Consider the following 20,472-nt stretch of genomic DNA (forward strand, 5'->3'; position numbering starts at 1 on the left):
TACCCGCTGTGCGCGCCCCTATGCGCCGAGTGCCGCCGATCCGGCCGGTTCGACCGAAAGGTGATCCCGCCCCGGCGACGCCCGGCCCCGTCATGGGGCGGGCGGTGTCCAGTCGGGGCGGCGGCCCAGGAAGGCGAGCAGCGAGCCGGCCGGGTCGGTGTCCGGATCGGGCCCGGGGCTGAGCTCCGGGGCGTACGCGAACCCGCGCAGCGGCTCCGCGAGCGCCTGCGCGGCCGGGCGCAGGGCCGCCGCGAGGGCTGGGTTCAGCGGGGAGTCCTGGCCGGTGGCGACCGCGATGTCCCAGGCGTGGACGGCCGCGTCGAGGGCGGCCGCGGCGACCGCGGTCTCGGCGGGGAGGGTGAAGGGCGGCAGTGGGACGGCCACTTCGGCGGCGCCCGGCTCGACCCCGGAGAAGGCCTCGGCGGCGGCGGCGAGGGCGGGCTCCAGCAGCTCGGCGGGGCTGCCGGCCAGGGTGCCGGTGGGCGCGAAGGGGTCCTGTGCCGGTCCCGGCCCGCCGGTGAGGCGGCCCGCGTAGGCGAGCTGGTCGCCGGCCGCGTGCTGGAGCACTTGGCCGACATTCCACTGGTCGCACGGAGTCGGCGCGCGCAGGGCGTCGGCCGTCACGCCGCCGGTGACGGCGCGCAGCGCCTCGTACGCCTGGTCGAGCAGGTCCCACTTGGATACCGTCATGGGCCGACCCTACGACTGCTTACCGGCCAAAGGGCTTGATTTTGCGGCGAGTTGCGGACGCGACGGCCTTCTCCGGCCGGTCCGCCGACTCCGCCCGCTCCGGCCCGATCGGCCCGATCGGCGAGCGCCCCTACAGGCCGCCCTCCCGCCCCTTGCGGAGCCTGCCCGCCAGGTCCACCAGGCGGGCACCGGCCTTGGGGCGGGCCTCGATGTTGCCCAGCAGCGCGAAGCCGCGGACGATCACGACCGGGGCGTGCGGGTCGGTCCCGCCGCGGCCCTCGCCGTGCACCTCCACGTTGCCGAGGACCCCGCTGCCGTAGCCGCGCAGGGTGACGTTCTCCGGGACGAGGATCTCCACGTTGCCTAGGAGGCAGGTCACGTTGATCTCGGTGACCTGCTGCTCGAAGACCGCCCGGGTCAGGTCGATGCTGATGTCGCCCATGACGCAGACCGCGCGGGTGTGCGCGCCGGGCCGCCAGCGGCCCCTGCGGGAGGAACTGCTGCACACGGACACGATCGCCTCGCCGGGGACGCCCGCCGCGGCGTACGCGGGCTCCTGCCGGACGCCGGCGCCCGGCGCGGGCAGGTCCCGTACGAGCGTGTCCAGCTCGCCGACCGTCTTCAGCGCGTACAGCGAGTCGAGGCGCTCGGAGTGCTCCTCGGCGGTCAGCCGGCCCTCGGCGACGGCGTCGGCGAGGATCGACGCGATACGGTCCCGGTCCGCGTCCGAGGCGCGCAGTCCGACGGCGGTCGCGGGCGCGGCGGCCCGGGGGGCCGCCGCTGATGAGGGGTGCTTTTCCAGGTCCACGGGACCCAGCATAGCCAGACACGATAGATCGCGATACTGCCCAGTGAGCCTTACCTCACAACCAAAGCCCCCGGCAGAGGTCCTACGCTGGATACCGCGCTGCCAAACGGTCGTCAGCGCCGTCTGCCGAGTGAGGGAATGACTGCCGTCATGCCAGAGTTTGCGTACACCGACCTGCTGCCCCTGGGCGAGGACTCCACCCCGTACCGGCTGGTGACCTCCGAGGGCGTCTCCACCTTCGAGGCCGACGGCCGTACGTTCCTCAAGGTCGAGCCGGAGGCGCTGCGCAAGCTCGCCGAAGAGGCGATCCACGACATCCAGCACTTCCTGCGCCCCGCGCACCTCGCGCAGCTGCGCCGGATCATCGACGACCCCGAGGCCTCGGCCAACGACAAGTTCGTCGCGCTGGACCTGCTGAAGAACGCGAACATCGCGGCGGCCGGCGTCCTGCCTATGTGCCAGGACACGGGCACGGCGATCGTGATGGGCAAGCGCGGCCAGAACGTCCTCACCGAGGGCGGCGACGAGGCGGCCCTGTCCCGCGGCATCTTCGACGCCTACACCCGGCTGAACCTGCGCTACTCGCAGATGGCCCCGGTCACCATGTGGGAGGAGAAGAACACCGGCTCGAACCTGCCCGCGCAGATCGAGCTGTACGCGACCGACGGCGGCGCGTACAAGTTCCTCTTCATGGCCAAGGGCGGCGGCTCCGCCAACAAGTCCTTCCTCTACCAGGAGACCAAGGCGGTCCTCAACGAGACCTCCATGATGAAGTTCCTGGAGGAGAAGATCCGTTCGCTGGGCACCGCGGCCTGCCCGCCGTACCACCTGGCGATCGTGGTCGGCGGCACCTCGGCGGAGCACGCGCTCAAGACCGCGAAGTACGCCTCCGCCCACTACCTGGACGAGCTGCCCACCGAGGGCTCGGTGCTCGGCCACGGCTTCCGGGACCTCGAACTGGAGCAGCAGGTCTTCGAGCTGACCCAGCGCATCGGCATCGGCGCGCAGTTCGGCGGCAAGTACTTCTGCCACGACGTCCGCGTCGTGCGCCTCCCCCGCCACGGCGCCTCGCTGCCCGTCGCGATCGCCGTCTCCTGCTCCGCGGACCGCCAGGCCACCGCGAAGATCACCGCCGAGGGCGTCTTCCTGGAGCAGCTGGAGACGGACCCGGCGCGCTTCCTGCCGGACACCACGGACGAGCACCTGGCCGAGGCCTCGGACGTCGTCTCGATCGACCTGAACCAGCCGATGGAGTCGATCCTCGCCACCCTCACCAAGCACCCGGTCAAGACCCGGCTGTCGCTGACCGGCCCGCTGGTCGTGGCGCGCGACATCGCGCACGCCAAGATCAAGGAACTGCTGGACTCGGGCGCGCAGATGCCGCAGTACCTGAAGGACCACCCGGTGTACTACGCGGGCCCCGCGAAGACCCCCGAGGGCTACGCCTCCGGTTCCTTCGGCCCGACCACGGCCGGCCGCATGGACTCCTACGTCGAGCAGTTCCAGGCGGCTGGCGGCTCCAAGGTCATGCTGGCCAAGGGCAACCGCTCCCAGCAGGTGACGGACGCGTGCGGCACGCACGGCGGCTTCTACCTCGGCTCCATCGGCGGACCGGCGGCGCGCCTCGCCCTGGACTGCATCAAGAAGGTCGAGGTCCTGGAGTACGAGGAGCTCGGCATGGAGGCCGTCTGGAAGATCGAGGTCGAGGACTTCCCGGCCTTCATCGTGGTCGACGACAAGGGCAACGACTTCTTCCAGGTCCCCGCCCCGGAACCGACCTTCACCCACATCCCGGTCCGCGGCCCGGGCCTGTAACCCGGCCCCCGAGCGGCACCCCGAGGGCCCTTTCGCCGCGCGGCGAAGGGGCCCTCACCCCTGTCGCCACCCGCACCGACACCCGTGGCGGCCCCGCCCTGCCGGGGAGACGGGCCGCAGCCGGTTAACGTCGGGGACACGACCCCGGACCTGTGCGTTCACCCCGGTTTGCAAGGATTTCCGCATGGCAGCGACGAGCTCCTCCCTCCCCCCGGCCCACCGCACGCGGGTCATCGCCCATCGCGGGGCCTCCCACGAGCATCCCGAGCACACCATGGCCGCCTACCGGCAGGCCATCATCGACGGGGCCGACGCGCTGGAGTGCGATGTCCGGCTCACCGCCGACCGCAAGCTGGTCTGCGTGCACGACCGGCGCGTCGAGCGGACCTCCGACGGCCGGGGGGTCGTTTCCGAGATGACGTACGAGGAGCTGCGCGCCCTGGACTTCGGGGCGTGGAAGGGTCCCGGGCACGCGGGGGCCCGGGTGCTGCTCTTCGAGGACCTGCTCAAGGAGGCCCTCGGCGCGCCCTACCCCGTCGGGCTGGCCGTCGAGACCAAGCACCCCACCCGTGCGGGCGGCCGCCTGGAGGCCGAACTCGTGCGGCTGCTAAGGGAGTACGGGCTCGCCCACGGCGGCGCCGGCCGGGTCGAGGTGATGAGCTTCTCGCGCACCGCGCTGACCCGGATGCACCGTCTCGCGCCGGGGCTGCCCGCCGTGTACCTGATCGAGCGCAGGGTACGGCCGGTCCGTCCCCCGTACGCCCTCCACGCGGGTCCCGGCATCGAACTGGTCCGGCAGGATCCGGGACTGGTGGGCCGGCTGAGGGCGAAGGGGCTCCAGGTGCGCGTGTGGACCGTGGACGAGCCGGAGGACGTGGAGCTCTGTGTACGCCTGGGCGTGGACACGGTCATCACCAACCGGCCCCGGGACGTACGGAAACTGCTGCGCGACCTGTGAGGACCCGGCCGGGGTGCGCCGGCCGGGTGTGGGGGCATCGAACCCGACGGGGGTACGGGTCCGTAGGCGGTACGGGTACGGCGTGGAGGTCAGGCGTGGGGGTTAGACGAAGCGCTGGTTCGCCGAGCCGTTGCAGGTCTGGAGGCGCAGCGGGTCGTGGGCCGCGGCCACCGTCAGGCACATGCCCGGGGCGGCGGCGGGCCGCAGGGTGGCTCCGTCGCGGACGAACTGTTGATTGGCGCCGCCGTGGCAGTTCCAGATGATCAACGCGGTGCCGTTGCCGTAGGTGGCGCCGGGCGCGTCTATGCAGCGGTCATGGGTGAGTTCGACGTGGACCGACTTCTTCGCGGAGTCGTACCACCAGCTCTGGTTGCGGCCGCCGTGGCAGTCCCAGCCGAGGACCTTGGTGTTGTTGGCGCTGGAGCTGCCGTTGGCGTCGAGGCAGTTGCCGGTCGCCTCGTTCTTCAGCGGCTTGTACAGGTCGTCCCAGGCCCCGGCCTGCAGGACGGGGGTGCCGGTGCTCGCCGGGTCGGCGCAGGAGGCCTCGCGCAGGCCGGAGGCGTAGAGCTGGGTCAGACAGGACGCGAAGGCGCCGTGGCCGCGGTAGTTGGGGTGGAAGGACTGTCGGGCGGTGTTCTCGTCCCACGGGAAGTGGTCCCCGAGGTCGAGGTAGAGGCCGCGGGCCCAGGGGTCCTCCATGCAGACCTCGTGGCCCTGGAAGAGCCGCGAGTTGTCGAGGTAGGTCGCTCCCGCGGCGAGGGCGGCCGCACGCATGCCCTTCTCGAAGGTGGGCACCGCGTAGTTGCGGCCCCAGGCGGCGTCCGAGTCGTAGCCGGCGCAGCCTCCGGGGAGCTTGCCGGGAAAGTCGGGGTTGTCGTTGAAGTCGGGGCCGATCGGGCTGGGGTAGCCCATCACGACCAGCTTGTAGTCGGAGTCGGCGTAACCGGCGTCGCGCATGACCGTCTTGAGGTCGCCGACCGTCGACTGGACCTTGGGCTTCAGCCCGTCGACGCGCGCCTGCCAGCCCGGACCGTACTTCGGCTCGCAGGTGCCCTGGCTGAGCACCCAGCGGGTGACGCAGTCGGTCATGACCGGGCCGAACTGCAGGTCGTCGTTGGCGCCGGCGACCAGCAGCACCATCTTGATCTTGGTGTTGCGGGCCTTGATGGCAAGGCTGTCGCTCTGCACCAGCTCGTCGGCGTACTGCTTGCTGCCGCCGATCTTGATGTTGCCCGTGTAGCCGCCGGAGCAGGCCGCGTTGAAGGTGTAGTCGGCCGCGATGCCGGTGCGGTGGATCGCCGAGTCGGGCGAGCGGTGGCACTGGTTGGACGGGGTGTTGGTCGCGGGGTCGTAGTTGCCGACGCCCTCGCCCGAGATCTCGCTGTCTCCGAGCGAGATCAGGCCGGTCTTGCGGTCCGCGAGCGGGCGGATCGCGGAGTCGCCGTAGATCTTGACGGCCTCGGCGGCCCGGATGGCCTCCAGTTCGGGCGTGAGCGCAGTGGCGGCGGCCCCGGCGGCCGTCCCGGCAGCCCCGGCGCCGGTGGCCGCGTGGGCCGTGGGGGTGATGGCGGTGACGCCCCCGAGGGCGGCCGCGACCGCCGCGACGGCGGCGAGGGTAGATCTGAGTCGGATCTTTGATTGTGTACGGGCACGTGCCATGAACGCCTCCCAGATCTCGGTGTTACCCCCGGTATTTACTGGTCGGTAGGCGAGTTGGGAACAGTCCGAACAAGACAATTGCTCAACTTTTTCAGGAGGCACCACAGATGACCGGAAGTCAGCAGACCGGCGACGGCCCCGAGGGGTTCCGCGTCGAGCACGACTCCATGGGAGACGTACGCGTCCCCGCGCACGCCAAATGGCGAGCTCAGACCCAGCGCGCTGTGGAGAACTTCCCCATCTCCGGACAGCGCCTGGAGCGCGCCCACATCGAGGCGCTGGCCCGGATCAAGGCCGCGGCGGCGGCCGTCAACGCCCGGCTCGGCGTGGTCGACGAGGACATCGCCGCGGCGATCGGCTCGGCCGCGGCCGAGGTCGCCGAGGGCCGCTGGGACGAGCACTTCCCCGTCGACGTGTTCCAGACCGGCTCCGGCACCTCGTCCAACATGAACGCCAACGAGGTGATCGCCACCCTGGCCACCGAACGGCTCGGCCGCGCCGTCCACCCCAACGACCACGTCAACGCCTCGCAGAGCTCCAACGACGTCTTCCCCTCCTCCATCCACATCGCCGCCACCGCCGCCGTGACCGGTGAACTCGTCCCCGCCCTGGAGCACCTGGCCGGCGCGCTGGAGCGCAAGTCCGCCGAGTTCTCCCAGGTGGTCAAGGCCGGGCGGACGCACCTGATGGACGCCACCCCGGTCACCCTGGGCCAGGAGTTCGGCGGGTACGCCGTCCAGATCCGCTACGGCGTGGAGCGGCTGCGGGCGGCGCTGCCCCGGCTGGCCGAACTTCCCCTGGGCGGAACCGCCGTCGGCACCGGGATCAACACCCCGCCCGGGTTCTCCGCGGCCGTGATCGCCGAAGTGGCCGCCGCGACAGGGCTGCCGCTGACCGAGGCCCGGGACCACTTCGAGGCCCAGGGGGCCCGGGACGCCCTCGTCGAGACCTCCGGAATGCTCCGTACGGTCGCCGTCTCGCTCACCAAGATCTGCAACGACCTGCGCTGGATGGCCTCGGGCCCGCGCACAGGATTGGCCGAAATCAACCTCCCGGATCTCCAGCCGGGGTCCTCGATCATGCCCGGGAAGGTCAATCCGGTCGTCCCGGAGGCCGCGCTGATGGTCGCCGCCCAGGTGATGGGCAACGACACGGCGGTCGCGGTGGCGGGCGCCGCGGGCAACTTCGAGCTCAACGTGATGCTCCCCGTGATGGCCCGCAACCTCCTGGAGTCCATCCGGCTGCTGGGCTCCGTGAGCCGCCTGCTGGCCGACCGCACCGTGGACGGAATCACCGCCAACACGGCCCGGGCCAGGCAGTACGCCGAGTCCTCGCCCTCCGTGGTGACCCCGCTGAACCGGTACATCGGCTACGAGGAGGCCGCCAAGGTGGCCAAGAAGTCCCTCGCGGAGCAGAAGACGATCCGGGAGGTCGTCCTGGAGTCGGGCTACGTGGACCGCGGCGACCTCACCCTGGAACAGCTCGACGAAGCACTGGACGTCCTGCGGATGACCCACCCCTGACCCCGCCGGGGCCGCTCCGCCCGGGGGGTCAGGATCCGGTCGTTTCCCGTCCCCGAACACCTCGATGACCTGCACCGCAGCCATCCCCCGGACCCCCGCCCTAAGATCTGCCCATGACAGGTACCGGAGGCCGCGGGGGCGGCAGTGCGCGGAGCTCGGCGCGGAGCTCCGCACCGGGCTCGGCACGAGGCTCGGCACGGAGCGTGGAGCGAAGTGCCCCGGAAGGCACCCGCTGGGCGCCCGGGGAGCAGATCCTCTGGCGCTACCGCGATCACGCGCCCGGCCCGAAGGGCGCCGTCCACATCTGCCGGCCCGTGACCGTGGTGACCGACACCGACGAGCTCCTCGCGGTGTGGATGGCCCCCGGGACCGAGTGCGTCAAGCCGGTGCTCGCCGACGGGACCCCGGTCCACGAGGAGCCGCTCGCCACCCGGTACACCGCGCCGCGCACCACCGTACGGTCGCGCTGGTTCGGGGCGGGCGTGCTGAAGCTGGCACGGCCCGGGGACCCCTGGTCGGTGTGGCTGTTCTGGGACCACGGCTGGCTCTTCAGGAGCTGGTACGTGAATCTGGAGGAGCCGCGGACCCGGTGGTCCGGCGGCATCGACTCCGAGGACCACTTCCTGGACATCTCCGTCTACCCGGACCGCACCTGGAAGTGGCGGGACGAGGACGAGTTCGCGCAGGCCCAGCGGTCCGGCCTGATGGACCCGGACCAGGCGCGCCGCGTGCGCGCGGCCGGCCGGGCGGCGGTGGACGTGATCCGGGCCTGGGGTCCGCCGTTCTCCGAAGGCTGGCAGGATTGGCGGCCGGACCCGTCCTGGGGCGTACCGGCGCTACCCGAGGACTGGGACCGCACCCCGGCGCATATGACCTCATGAGACCCTTGATGCGCCCCCGGGGGGCGATCGTAGGATCGTCCTACGCCGGGACGCGGGCGGTCAAATGTCGCCATCCACGCAGCATTTGATCCAGGTCGACGCGATATCGAAAGGTAACGAGCGGGCGGGGGTCCCCCCGAACGAAGTTTGGGGGAGGATCCGCGGGGTGATGGTGTCCCCGCCGCTGAGCGGGTATACCGCGACTGACCGAGTTGAGTGCAGCGCACATCGAGCGCAAACGGACGGAATGCCACGCGTGACGGAGTACCCCACCTCTCAGGAGGGCCCCCAGCCGGTTGCCTCCGGCGGTCGGACGGACGAGCCCGGCCACGGCACGGAGGAACTGGGCCACGGCAAGGCCCCGCTCCCGGCGGCCGAGGCCGTACGCACGCATGCGCAGCCCCAGGCGGCGGACCTGCCCCGCCCCCGCGGCACCGCACAGGCCCCGGCCGCCTCCGCCGCGGATCCCGGCCGGACCAGAGGAACGGCCCCCGGCGGCGAGCCGGGCCCGGGCCCCGAAGCCCCCGGCGCGGCGAAGCCGGGCGAACCCCCGCTTCCGGCCTCCGGCACGGACCGGGTACGGGCCCTGCGCGACGAGGCCGCGGCCTCCGAGGCCGGCAGCGCGCGCACCCGCGAGGGCGAAACCGCCCTCGAGGCGGCCGGACCCGGAGCATCCGGCCCGGCCGGCGCCGGGTTCACCGCCACCTCCGGCCAGGGCGCCGGTACCGGGGCCGATACGAGCATCGCGCGGCGCGAAGGCGACCGGCTGCGGTTCGTCGGAGCGGCCACCCGGCGGATCGCGCGCGGGATCGACCTCGACGAGATCGTCCTCGGCCTGTGCCGGGCCACCGTGCCCACCTTCTCCGACGCCATCCTCGTCTACCTGCGCGATCCCCTCCCCGTCGGCGACGAGCGGCCCGTCGGGCCGGTCGTTCTGCGGCTCCGGCGAACCGACCGGCTCCGGCCGATCGACGAGTTCACCGGCAGCGCCGCCGCGGCCGGCGCGCTGACCCCCGACGGCGAGCTCGACTTCAGCCAGCTGGCCCTGGTCGGCCCGCAGGGCGACCTGCCCGCGGCGGAGCTGTGCGAGATCCGCCCCGGCGGGGCACTCGCCGAGGTGCTGCGCGGCGTACGGCCCGTCTTCGGGTCCTCCGCCGCCGCCCGGGCGGCCCTGCCGGAGCTGCTGGGCGCCGACCATCCGGTGCCGCGCGGCCAGCGGGCCATCCTGGCCCCGCTGCGCGGCCGGCGCCGCGTCATCGGCGCGGCGGTGTTCCTGCGCACCCCCGAGCGGCCCGCCTTCGAGACGAACGACCTGCTGGTCGCCGCCCAGCTGGCCACCCACACCGCGCTGGGCATCGACAAGGCCGTGCTCTACGGCCGCGAGGCCTACATCGCCGACGAGCTCCAGCGCACGATGCTGCCCGACAGCCTCCCCCAGCCCACCGGCGTCCGCCTCGCCAGCCGCTACCTGCCCGCCGCCGAGACGGCCCGGGTCGGCGGCGACTGGTACGACGCCATACCCCTGCCCGGCAGCCGGGTCGCGCTCGTCGTCGGCGACGTCATGGGCCACTCCATGACCTCCGCCGCGATCATGGGACAGCTCCGTACGACGGCCCAGACGCTGGCGCAGCTCGACCTGCCGCCCGCCGAGGTCCTGCACCACCTGGACGAGCAGGCGCAGCGCCTGGGCTCCGACCGGATGGCCACCTGCCTCTACGCCGTCTACGACCCGGTCTCGCACCGGATCACCATCGCCAACGCCGGCCACCCGCCGCCGGTGCTGCTGCACCTGGGCGGCCGCGCCGAGGTGCTGCGCGTACCCCCCGGCGCCCCCATCGGCGTCGGCGGCGTGGACTTCGAGGCCGTGGAGCTGGACGCCCCGGCCGGGGCCACCCTCGTGCTGTACACCGACGGCCTCGTCGAGTCCCGGCTGCGCGACGTCTGGACCGGCATCGAGCAGCTTCGCGAGCGCCTGGCCACCACCGCTCAACTGACGGGCCTGGACCACCCGCCGCCCCTGGAGGCCCTGTGCGACGACATCCTGGACATGCTCGGCCCCGGTGACCGGGACGACGACATCGCGCTGCTCGCGGCCCGGTTCGACGGGATCGCGCCCAGTGACGTGGCGTACTGGTTCCTGGACCCGGAGGAGACCGCTCCGGGCCGGGCCCGCCGGTTCGCCCGCCGCGCACTGGCCCGCTGGGGGCTGGAGGAGCTCGAGGATTCCCTGGAGCTGCTGGTCAGCGAGGTCGTCACCAATGCCGTGCGGTACGCCGAGCGGCCCGTGACCCTGCGTCTCCTGCGCACGGACGTACTGCGCTGCGAGGTCGGCGACGACTCCCCGCAACTGCCGCGCCAGCGCCGGGCGCGGGACGACGACGAGGGCGGCCGCGGTCTGTTCCTGGTCAACCGGATGGCCCGCCGATGGGGTGCCACCCGGCTGAGCAGCGGCAAGGTCGTCTGGTTCGAGCTCGCACTGCCGACCACGCCGGGCCCGCCGCAGAAGCACTGACCTCCCCGTCGGCCGGACCACACACCACTGCCCCGCGGCTTCGTGCCGGCGGGGCAGTGGTGTGTGGTGCTCCGGCAGCTACAGCCGGGGCACCTGGGGGTCCGGCTGTACGGGCTTGTGCGACGTGGTCTTCGACGGCGTCGGTGTCGGGGTCGGGGTGGGTGTCGGCGTCGGGGTCGGCGTCGGGGTCGGCCTGTGGGTCGGCGGCGTCCGGCTCGGGGTGGGCTTGGGCGGCGTGCTGCTGGCCGGCGGCGGGGTGCTCGTGGGGTGGCTCGGCGTGGGCGTCGGGGAGGTGCTGGAGCTCTGCGACTGGACCTTGCCCATCTCCGCCTCGTCCAGGTCGAAGGAGCCGGTGTCGCCGCCCTTGAGCGCGGCGAGCGTGTACTCCTTCCAGATCGCGGCCGGGAAGCTGGAGCCGCCCGCGCGTCCGCCGCCGGCCGTACCGGTCAGGCTGGTCTGGGTGTGGGTGCCGGGCTCGTCTCCGAACATCGCGACGACGGTGACCAGTTCCGGGGTGAAGCCGGTGAACCAGGCGGCCACGTTCTTCTCGGTGGTGCCGGTCTTGCCCGCGGCCTCGTAGGCCGAGCTCTTCACGGCCTTGCCGGAGCCGTCCTCGACGACGCCGGTGAGCACCTTGGTGACGGTGTCGGCGGTCTTGCGGCTGATGGCCTGGGATCCGACGGCGCGGACCGGCTTGTATTCGCGGGTCGCGTGCTCGGCGGACTTGATGATGCTCGGCGTGACCTTCTTGCCGTGGTTGTCGAAGGTGGCGTAGACGCCGGCCATCTCCAGGGTGTCGGCGCTCATGGTGCCGAGCGACATGGCGGGCTTGTCCTCGGGCCAGCCGTCGCGGTCCTGCATGCCGAGTTCCAGGGCGGTCTTCTTCGCGTTCTTCGGCCCCACGTCCACGATCATCTGGGCGTACACGGAGTTCACCGAGGAGTTGGTGGCGGACTGGACCGTCATCATCGGGGTGCCGTAGTCGCGGTCGTCCTGGTTCTGCGGGTTGAACGGGACGGTGCTCCCGACCACGGGGCGCTTGCTGGTGCCGTCGTAGAGGGCGTTCGGGGTGATCGGTTTGCCGTCCTGCGTGCTCGCCCCGGTCTCCAGGGCGGAGGCGAGCACGACCGGCTTGAAGGTCGAGCCCGGCTGGAAGTCCTTGCGCAGGGCGTTGCTGGCCCACTGCTCGCTCTGCCCGGTGCCGCCGTACATCGCGACGATCGCGCCGGTCTTGGGATCCACGGAGGTGGCGCCCGCCTGGACGGCGGCGTCGACGGCGCGGCCCTTGCGGTCGAGCTTGGATTCCAGCTCGTCCTGGACCGCCGCCTCCAGCGCCGCCTGCTTCTTCGGGTCGATGTTGAGGGTGATCTCCCAGCCGCCGGCCTTGAGCTGGGCGTCGTCCATGCCGGTCTGCCGCTTGAGCTCCTCGTCGGCGGCCTGGATCAGGTAGCCCTTCTGGCCCTCCGAACCGGGCGCGGCCTTGGGCTTGATCGGCTCCTGGAACTTCATCGCCTTGCGCCGGGCCGGGTCCAGCTTGCCCATCTCGACCATGTTGTCGAGGACTCCGTTGAAGCGGATCATGACCAGGGCCTTGCCGTTCGGGCCGGCGGTCGACCAGTCGTACTGGCTGGGGGCCTGGAGGACGGCTGCGAGGTACGCGCCCTGTTCCAGGGTCAGTTTCTCGGCGTCGACCCCGTAGTAGGCCTGGGCCGCGGCCTGGATGCCGTAGGCGTTGCGCCCGTAGAAGTTGGTGTTCATGTAGCCCGCGAGGATCTCGGGCTTCTCCATCTCCTGGTCGACCTTGAGGGAGATGATCAGCTCCCTCAGTTTGCGGGTCGCCGTCTGGTCCTGCGTCAGGTAGAAGTTCTTGACGTACTGCTGGGTGATCGTCGAACCGCCGGCCTTGCCCCTGCCGGTGACGGTGTTGAACAGGCCCCGGGCCATGCCCTTGAGGTCGATGCCCCGGTCGCTGTAGAAGGACTTGTTCTCGATCGCGATGAAGGCCGTCTGCACCTCCTCCGGGATCTTGTCGATCGACACGATCTGACGGTTCTTGGCACCGACGCGGGCCATGACCGTGCCGTTGGAGAACTTGTAGACGTTGTTCTGCGTCAGCGCGTCGGCCTTGGGATTGGGCGTCTCCACGTAGAAGTAGAGGCCGACCAGGGCCGCCATGCCGAGCAGCACCGCCCCGAAGAAGGTGCCGAGGATCTTCCTCCAGGTGAAGAAGCGGCGTATGCCGGCCGGTTTTCCGCCCGCCCGCCCGCCCTTGCCCTTGCCCTTGACGCGCCCGCGCGGCGCTCGTCGCGCACCGCGCTGCTGCTGCGCCTTTCGCGCTTCTGCTCGGCCCATCGCTCCCGCTCCGCTCGATAACCCCCCGACGTCAGCTCAGCAAGCTAACACCGCAGGCTGTGACAAAAACCGGTCAACCGATACCCATAGCGGGCAATTCGGACGTGAGAATGAGCACCCACCCCATCGGAACCGACGCAATCGGAGCCCTTGGGGTTGCCGGATTCCACGCCCCACCCGCCGTCGGCCTGTCGCCGGCCTGTCGCCGATCCCTAAAAAGTGATATCACTTTGCTAGGCGGCTCGATCAGCCGTCCACCGAAGGAAACGGGGCAGATGATGACGAACACCACGGGCGGCACCGAGAGCGGCGTACGGGAGTTCCCCGCGCGGAGCGTCGGCGGCGGGCTCGCGCTGCTGCTCGGACTGGCGGGAGTGGCCGGCGGGGCGGGCCTGATAGCGCTCGGCGCGGTGTCCGGGACCGACGGCGCCAAGGTGGCCCTGATCGCGGCGGGCGTCGTCCTGGCCCTGGCCGCGCTCATCGCCATGGGCGGGCTCAACACGGTCGCACCGGGCGAGGCCCGCGTGGTCCAGCTGTTCGGCCGCTACCGCGGCACCATCCGCGCCGACGGACTGCGCTGGGTCAACCCCCTGACCTCCCGCCAGCGCCTGTCCACCCGGGTCCGCAACCACGAGACGGCCGTCATGAAGGTCAACGACGCCTACGGCAACCCGATCGAGCTCGCGGCCGTCGTGGTGTGGCGGATCGAGGACACCGCGCGAGCCGTCTTCGAGGTCGAGGACTTCACCGAGTTCGTCGAGACCCAGACCGAGGCGGCCGTCCGGCACATCGCGATCGAGTACCCCTACGACGCCCACGAGGACGGCGGCCTGTCGCTGCGCGGCAACGCCGAGGAGATCACCGAGCGGCTCGCCGTCGAACTGTCCGCCCGCGTCGAGGCGGCCGGCGTCCACATCATCGAGTCCCGCTTCACCCACCTCGCGTACGCCCCGGAAATCGCCTCCGCGATGCTCCAGCGCCAGCAGGCGGGTGCGATCGTCGCGGCGCGCAAGCAGATCGTCGAGGGCGCTGTCGGTATGGTCGAGCTCGCCCTGAACCGCCTCGCGGAGCAGGACATCGTGGACCTCGACCCGGAACGGAAGGCGGCGATGGTGTCCAACCTGATGGTCGTCCTGTGCGGTGACCGCGCGGCCCAGCCTGTCGTCAACACGGGCACCCTCTACCAGTGAGCCCCGACGGCGGCGGTACGGACCCCCACGCCGGCCGGGACTCCGCCGAACCCGGCCCGGCCGACCCGGGACGCACCGGCGCGGCCGAGGGGCCGGCGGCGGCCCCCAAGGCCGGGCGGCAGGCCCGCAAGCAGGTGCTGCTGCGGCTCGACCCGCAGGTGCACGACGCGCTCGCGCGGTGGGCCGGGGAGGAACTGCGCAGCGCCAACGCGCAGATCGAGTTCCTGCTCCGCCGCGCCCTGGCCGAAGCCGGCCGCCTCCCCGGCGGGGCGGGCCCCATCCCGCCCCGGGGCCGCCCCCGCGCCTCTCCGGATTCCTGAAGCCGCATCGGTACGCTCCGCCCGTCACCCCGGGGGTCTCACCGAATGCGAGGCTCGGATGCAGTCGACGGACGGGAACCCCGAACCGGCCCGGGCCCCGGACTCCGTGCGCCGGGCTGACCTGGGCCGCGCTCTCCCTGACCGGCGCCACGGCCGGCTCCAAGCCCCCCTCCACCGCGGCCTGTTCCTGCACGGCCACTGGTGGAGCCACGGCGGGAGCCGAGGCAGGAGCCACCGCCCTGCCGGTGCACGATCCCGCGCGGGTCCGCCCGTACACCGCCGAACTGGCCACCGACCAGCGCAAGGTCGTCATCGAGGCGTTCACCGAGGCGGCGTCCTGCTCCACCACCTCGTTCGCCTTCCTCGCCGGGAAGCGGTACTTCGACGGCGGCGCCTGCCACCGGCTCACCACGAGCGGGATCTTCGTATGCCCCGACCGGACCACCCCGGACCGGCCCTTCAGGAACGGCGGTTCAGCAGGACGAAGCCGTCCTCCTGGGCCGCGGTCCGGTACCCCTGGCTGCGCGCCGCGCCGAGGGTGACGGATTCCTCCATCACCGACAGCGGCCACCGCAGCTCCGGCGCCACCCCGGTGTCCACGATGATCCACTCCGGGTCGGGCCGGCTCGCCGCCCAGCCGTAGAGGCTGACGCTCGTACGGTTCGCCAGGTGCGGGACCAGCCCGTCCGAGGCCTGGACCGTGGCCCCGTCCGGGATCCGGTCCATCAGCCGCTGCGCCACGGCGACCCGCGGGTCGGTACGCCAGAAGGCCGGCTGGAACAGCTGGCCCAGCGAGTGCACCGGCAGCAGCAGCACGCAGACCCCGGCCGCGCCCGCCAGGTAGCGCCGCAGTCCGGCGGTGGTGGTGCCGCGCCGCGCCAGGGCGTCGACGAAGGCGGCGAAGACGATGGGCATCACCGTGAAGGAGTAGTGGTAGCCGGTCCCCCAGTGGGCCGGATAGTCGGAGATCCCGCGCCACAGCAGGCCCGGCACGGCGACCAGCACCAGCGGGGAGCGCAGGGCCAGGAACAGCGTCGGGGCCAGCACCGTCAGCAGCGTGGCCACCTTGGCGTCGGGGGTGACGAGCCCGACCGTGCCCTTGAACAGCAGGTCGCCGAAGCCCCCGCCCGCACCGCCTGCGGTGCCCGCGGCCGCGTCCGCGCCCCCGCCCAGGAAGGAGGCGTAGAAGTACGAGCCGCTCGGGCTCAGGGCCGGCAGCACCACCGTCACGGCCAGCAGTGTCCACGCCGCGCCCGTCACGGCGAGGGCGATGCCCAGCCGGCGCCCGCCCCGGCCGCCGCGCCACGCGATGAGCCCTCCGATCACGGCCACGGTCAGCCCGAGGTCCTCCTTCACCAGGACCAGCGGCAGCGCCCAGCACGCGGCGGCGCGCAGCCGTCCGCTGCCGAGCGCGGCCAGTGAGCAGACCAGGAGCGGGACGGCGAAGGCCCATTCGTGGAAGTCGAAGCCGATCGCGTTCGCGATGCCCCACGAGAGCCCGTAGCAGAGCCCGGTCACCACGGCCGCCGCGTCGCCCAGTGTGCGGCGCGCCCAGAGGGCCAGCGGGAGCACGCTCGCGGCGACCAGCGCGGCCTGCGCCACGAGCAGGGTCCGTGGTGAGGGGAAGAGCAGGTACAGGGGTGCCAGGGCGGCCAGGACCGGGGAGAAGTGGTCGCCCAGGACGGGGAAGCCCGGCCCCTTGACCTCCGAGACCGGCAGCCGGCCCTCGGCGTAGGAGCGGACGGCCTGTTCGAAGATGGCCAGGTCGAAGCTGTGGGAGTGCAGCCGCGCGTGGGTCCGCAGCGACAGCAGCGTGTAGACGAAGAAGAGCCCGCCGGCCAGGGTCCACACCCACCACGGGATCGCGGGCGCGGCCTTCCGGGACGGCTCCGCCTCCGGCCGCCCCGTGGGCCCCGACTGCTGAGGTGGGAGCGCGGTGGTGGCGCCGGTGGGGGGTGCTTGCATGGCGGGCCTTTCGGACGCGGGGGCCGACGCCCACAACGTGCCAGCCGCCCACGGCCCCCCGGCCGGAGCCGGGCTCCGTACGACCGGAGTCCCTACGAATGGGCGCAAACCACCTGAAGATCATCTCTGCACTGTGTGTATACATCGAGGGTATACACCGCATGTATAGTCGTCCGCATGTCCATCAGTCACGCACTCCTCGGCCTCCTGGAGGCCGGTCCCCGGCACGGTTACGACCTCAAGCGGACCTTCGACGAGAGATTCGGCCACGACCGGCCCCTCGCCTACGGGCAGGTCTACTCGACCATGTCGCGGCTGCTGAAGAACGGCCTCGTCGAGGTCGACGGAGTGGAGAGCGGCGGTGGTCCCGAGCGCAAGCGGTACGCCATCACCGACGCCGGCGTGACCGACGTCGAGGGCTGGCTCGCCCAGCCCGAGAAGCCCGAGCCGTACCTCCAGACCACCCTCTACACCAAGGTCGTACTGGCCCTCCTGACCGGCCGCAGCGCCCAGGAGCTGCTGGACACCCAGCGCGCCGAGCACCTGCGACTGATGCGCATCCTCACCCAGCGCAAGCGCAAGGGGGACCTCGCGGACCAGCTCGTCTGCGACCACGCCCTGTTCCACCTCGAAGCGGACCTGCGGTGGCTCGAACTCGCCGCCGCCCGCCTCGACCAGCTCGCCCAGGAGGTACGCCGATGACCCCCGCCGGCACACTGCTCAGCGCCACGGACCTCCGCAAGGCGTACGGGAGCACCAACGCCCTCGACGGCGCCGAATTCTCCATCCACGCCGGCGAGGTCGTCGCCGTCATGGGCCCCTCCGGCTCCGGCAAATCGACCCTGCTGCACTGCCTCGCCGGAATCGTCACCCCGGATTGCGGCACCATCACCTACGCGGGCCGCGAACTCTCCGCCATGAACGACGCCGAGCGCAGCGCCCTGCGTCGCGGCGAGTTCGGCTTCGTCTTCCAGTTCGGCCAGCTCGTCCCCGAGCTGACCTGCGTAGAGAACGTCGCCCTGCCGCTCCGCCTCACGGGCGTCAAGCGCAAGCAGGCCGAACGGACCGCCCTGGAGTGGATGGAGCGCCTCCAGGTCGACGACCTCGGCGGCAAGCGGCCCGGCGAGGTCTCCGGCGGGCAGGGCCAGCGCGTGGCCGTCGCCCGCGCCCTCGTCACCAGCCCCCGGCTGATCTTCGCCGACGAGCCCACCGGCGCCCTCGACTCCCTCAACGGCGAGCTCGTCATGCAGCTGCTCACCGATGCCGCCCGGTCCACGAACGCCGCCGTCGTCCTCGTCACGCACGAGACCCGGGTCGCCGCGTACTCCGACCGGGAGATCGTCGTGCGCGACGGCAAGTCCCGCGACATGGAGCGCGCGGTATGAGTGACGGCAAGCACAGCGCTCCCGGCAGCCCCGGCCGGCAGGGCATGGTCCGCGTCTGGCTCCGCGACCTCGGACTCGGCGCCCGCTTCGCCCTCGGCGGCGGCCGGGAGGGCTGGACCCGCACCCTGCTCACCGGTGTGGGCGTGGGCCTCGGCGTGGCCCTGCTGCTGGTCACCAGCGCCATACCGAGCGCCATGGGCGCCCGCGACGACCGCGGTTCCGCGCGTGACACGGCCACCGCGCCGACCGCCGGACGCGCCGGGCCCGACACCGTGCTCACCGCGCGCGCGGACCAGACGTACCGCTCGTACGGGGTCGACGGGCTGCTCGTCCAGCCCGAGGGCGCCGACCCGGCGCTGCCGCCCGGCCTGAAGAAGTACCCCGGACCGGGTGAACTCGCGGTCTCCCCCGCCCTCGACAAGCTGATGAAGACCACCGAGGGCAAACTGCTGCGCGAGCGCCTCGACGGGGAGATCGTCTCGACCATCGGCGACTCCGGCCTGGTGGGCCCCGGCGACCTCTACTTCTACGAGGGCAGCGACCAGCTGGCCGCGGTCGCCGACGGGGCCGTCGAGAGCCCGTACGTGAAGCGGATCACCGGCTTCGACAACAGCTACGAGTCGGAGTCCCTGGACCCGGTCCTGGCCCTCCTCGTGGTGCTCGTGTTCGTCGCGCTCCTGATGCCCGTCGCCGTGTTCATCGCCGCGGCCGTCCGCTTCGGCGGCGACCGGCGGGACCGCCGGCTCGCCGCCCTGCGCCTGGTCGGCGCCGACGGCAGGATGGTCCGCCGGATCGCGGCGGGCGAGGCGCTCGCCGGATCGCTGATCGGCCTGGCACTGGGCACCGGGTTCTTCCTTGCCGTCCGTCAGCTCGCGCCGGTCTTCAGCATGTACCAGCGCAGCGTCTTCCCCGCCGACCTCGACCCGACGCCCTGGCTGGTCGCGCTCGTCGCGCTCACGGTGCCCGCCGCGGCCGTCGCGGTGACCCTGTTCGCCCTGCGCGGCATGGTCATCGAGCCGCTCGGCGTGGTCCGCACCGCCACCCCCGGCCGGCGCCGGATCTGGTGGCGGCTGCTGCTGCCCGTGGCGGGCATCGGCCTGCTGGCTCCGATGATCGGCCGCGGCAACGACGGCGGGGCCTTCAACCAGTGGCAGGTGTCCGGCGGCGTGGTGCTGCTGCTCGTCGGGGTCACCGCCCTGCTCCCCTGGATCCTGGAACGCGTGGTCGGCGGCCTCGGCGGCCGCGGATCGGTCTCCTGCCAGCTGGCCGTGCGCCGGCTCCAGGTCACCAGCGGCAGCGCCGCACGCCTGGTCAACGGCATCGCGGTCGCGGTCGCCGGAGCCATCGCCCTGCAGATGATGTTCGCCGGCACCTCGGGCCAGTACACGGAGGAGACCGGCCAGGACCCCTCGCGCGCCGCGCTGTCGGTCCTGAGCCGCAGCTCCTCCCCCGAGCGGCTCGACGTGCTCGCCAAGGGCCTGGCCGCCACCGAGGGCGTCACCGGGGTGCTGGCGCTGACCTCCGTCTCGGCGGCGCGCGCCGCCGAGGTCGAGACCGCGGACGTCTCGCTCGAGATCGGCTCCTGCTCGGCCCTGTCCGAGCTGGCCGTACTGCCCTCCTGCAAGGACGGCGACGTGTTCGTGCTCGCCCCGGCCCCCGGCGCCGAGGTCAACCGCGACTCCTCCGCCGCGGCGGGCGAGAAGCTCTTCACCGGGAACGTCTGGGGTCGGACCGACGGTCCCCCGCCCGTCCCCTGGACCGTCCCCGCCGGCGCGAAGACGGTGGCGCCCCGCAAGGACCCGGTCGGCGGCCTGCGAACCGGTCTGCTGGTCACCCCGGCCGCCGCCCCCAAGGGCCTGGGCTCCAACGCGTACGCGCAGGTGTACGTGAAGCTCGACCCGAAGGTGCCCGACGCCTTGGAGCTGGCCCGCAATTCGGCCTACAAGGCCGAGCCGATGGCCGTCGCCATGACCCTCCAGGCAACCGCCACCAGCGGCCGCTTCGCGGGCATCCGCACCGGCCTGTTCATCGGCGCGACCTGTGTCCTGATGCTGATCGGCGCCAGCCTGCTGGTCTCTCAGCTGGAGCAGCTGCGCGACCGCAAGAAGCTGCTGGCCGCACTGGTCGCCTTCGGTACGAAGCGCTCCACCCTCAGCCTGTCCGTGCTGTGGCAGACCGCGTTGCCGATCGGCCTGGGCATCGGCCTGGCCACGGTGGTGGGGCTGGCGCTGGGCGCGGTCCTGATGCGGATGGCGGCCATGAACGTACGGATCGACTGGGGTTCGGTCGCCGCGATGGCGGGCATCGGGGCCGGGGTCGCCATCGTGGTGACCCTGCTCAGCCTGCCGCCGCTGCTGCGCCTGATGCGTCCGGACGGGCTGCGCACGGAGTAACTCCCGCGCGCACGCGGCCCC

The 20,472-nt window shown here is 72.3% G+C and carries 15 protein-coding genes; 10 read left to right on the forward strand and 5 right to left on the reverse strand.

Translation table 11 applies throughout. From position 1 onward, the window contains the following. Positions 1-90 precede the first annotated feature (90 nt). A complete protein-coding gene (locus OTB20_RS06440; RefSeq protein WP_267815629.1) occupies positions 91-690 on the reverse strand; it encodes a TIGR03086 family metal-binding protein in 600 nt (199 codons plus the stop codon). Between the two features lie 130 nt (positions 691-820). After that, positions 821-1,498 carry a DUF1707 SHOCT-like domain-containing protein gene (locus tag OTB20_RS06445; RefSeq protein WP_267815630.1) on the reverse strand — a complete coding sequence of 226 codons (678 nt, stop codon included), beginning with the start codon at positions 1,496-1,498 and terminating at the stop codon, positions 821-823. Positions 1,499-1,648: 150 nt separating this feature from the next. Here OTB20_RS06445 and OTB20_RS06450 point away from each other — a divergent pair, with 150 nt between their 5' ends. Then, positions 1,649-3,313 carry a fumarate hydratase gene (locus OTB20_RS06450; protein WP_267815631.1) on the forward strand — a complete coding sequence of 555 codons (1,665 nt, stop codon included), beginning with the start codon at positions 1,649-1,651 and terminating at the stop codon, positions 3,311-3,313. Positions 3,314-3,497: 184 nt separating this feature from the next. Continuing rightward, a complete protein-coding gene (locus tag OTB20_RS06455; RefSeq protein ID WP_267815632.1) occupies positions 3,498-4,271 on the forward strand; it encodes a glycerophosphodiester phosphodiesterase in 774 nt (257 codons plus the stop codon). Positions 4,272-4,373: 102 nt separating this feature from the next. Here OTB20_RS06455 and OTB20_RS06460 read toward each other — a convergent pair whose 3' ends face one another. Then, positions 4,374-5,930 (reverse strand): ricin-type beta-trefoil lectin domain protein, encoded by a 1,557-nt coding sequence (locus tag OTB20_RS06460; RefSeq protein WP_267815633.1) that lies wholly within the window; start codon positions 5,928-5,930, stop codon positions 4,374-4,376. 107 nt (positions 5,931-6,037) lie between these two features. On the opposite strand from OTB20_RS06460, the gene OTB20_RS06465 reads away from it, so the two are divergent. The 3 genes from OTB20_RS06465 to OTB20_RS06475 all read left to right on the forward strand — a co-directional run bounded on the left by OTB20_RS06465 (position 6,038) and on the right by OTB20_RS06475 (position 10,846). After that, positions 6,038-7,453 carry a class II fumarate hydratase gene (locus OTB20_RS06465; protein ID WP_267815634.1) on the forward strand — a complete coding sequence of 472 codons (1,416 nt, stop codon included), beginning with the start codon at positions 6,038-6,040 and terminating at the stop codon, positions 7,451-7,453. Between the two features lie 113 nt (positions 7,454-7,566). Further along, positions 7,567-8,334, forward strand: coding sequence for a DUF402 domain-containing protein (locus OTB20_RS06470; protein ID WP_267815635.1), 768 nt, complete (start codon positions 7,567-7,569; stop codon positions 8,332-8,334). Between the two features lie 256 nt (positions 8,335-8,590). Beyond that, positions 8,591-10,846: an ATP-binding SpoIIE family protein phosphatase gene (locus OTB20_RS06475; RefSeq protein ID WP_267815636.1), complete on the forward strand. Its 2,256-nt coding sequence runs from the start codon at positions 8,591-8,593 to the stop codon at positions 10,844-10,846. A 78-nt stretch (positions 10,847-10,924) separates the two neighbouring features. Here OTB20_RS06475 and OTB20_RS06480 read toward each other — a convergent pair whose 3' ends face one another. Then, positions 10,925-13,198, reverse strand: a complete 2,274-nt coding sequence (locus OTB20_RS06480) for a transglycosylase domain-containing protein (RefSeq protein WP_267815637.1) — start codon at positions 13,196-13,198, stop codon at positions 10,925-10,927. A 275-nt stretch (positions 13,199-13,473) separates the two neighbouring features. Here OTB20_RS06480 and OTB20_RS06485 point away from each other — a divergent pair, with 275 nt between their 5' ends. Next, positions 13,474-14,388: an SPFH domain-containing protein gene (locus tag OTB20_RS06485; protein WP_267815638.1), complete on the forward strand. Its 915-nt coding sequence runs from the start codon at positions 13,474-13,476 to the stop codon at positions 14,386-14,388. Between the two features lie 134 nt (positions 14,389-14,522). After that, positions 14,523-14,708, forward strand: coding sequence for a hypothetical protein (locus OTB20_RS06490; protein ID WP_267751621.1), 186 nt, complete (start codon positions 14,523-14,525; stop codon positions 14,706-14,708). 459 nt (positions 14,709-15,167) lie between these two features. On the opposite strand, the gene OTB20_RS06495 is transcribed toward OTB20_RS06490, so the two are convergent. Further along, positions 15,168-16,673, reverse strand: a complete 1,506-nt coding sequence (locus OTB20_RS06495; protein ID WP_267815639.1) for a DUF2079 domain-containing protein — start codon at positions 16,671-16,673, stop codon at positions 15,168-15,170. Between the two features lie 177 nt (positions 16,674-16,850). Between OTB20_RS06495 and OTB20_RS06500 the strand changes: the two genes are divergently transcribed. The 3 genes from OTB20_RS06500 to OTB20_RS06510 are packed head-to-tail and all read left to right on the forward strand — an operon-like array spanning position 16,851 to position 20,451. Beyond that, positions 16,851-17,375, forward strand: coding sequence for a PadR family transcriptional regulator (locus OTB20_RS06500; RefSeq protein ID WP_267815640.1), 525 nt, complete (start codon positions 16,851-16,853; stop codon positions 17,373-17,375). Beyond that, positions 17,372-18,058, forward strand: coding sequence for an ABC transporter ATP-binding protein (locus tag OTB20_RS06505; RefSeq protein WP_267815641.1), 687 nt, complete (start codon positions 17,372-17,374; stop codon positions 18,056-18,058). Before OTB20_RS06500 ends, OTB20_RS06505 begins: the two co-directional genes overlap by 4 nt. Further along, positions 18,055-20,451: an FtsX-like permease family protein gene (locus OTB20_RS06510; protein WP_267815642.1), complete on the forward strand. Its 2,397-nt coding sequence runs from the start codon at positions 18,055-18,057 to the stop codon at positions 20,449-20,451. Before OTB20_RS06505 ends, OTB20_RS06510 begins: the two co-directional genes overlap by 4 nt. Positions 20,452-20,472 lie beyond the last annotated feature (21 nt).

Origin of the sequence: Streptomyces sp. H27-H1 (genome assembly GCF_026627445.1) — a bacterium.
Classification (GTDB): domain Bacteria; phylum Actinomycetota; class Actinomycetes; order Streptomycetales; family Streptomycetaceae; genus Streptomyces.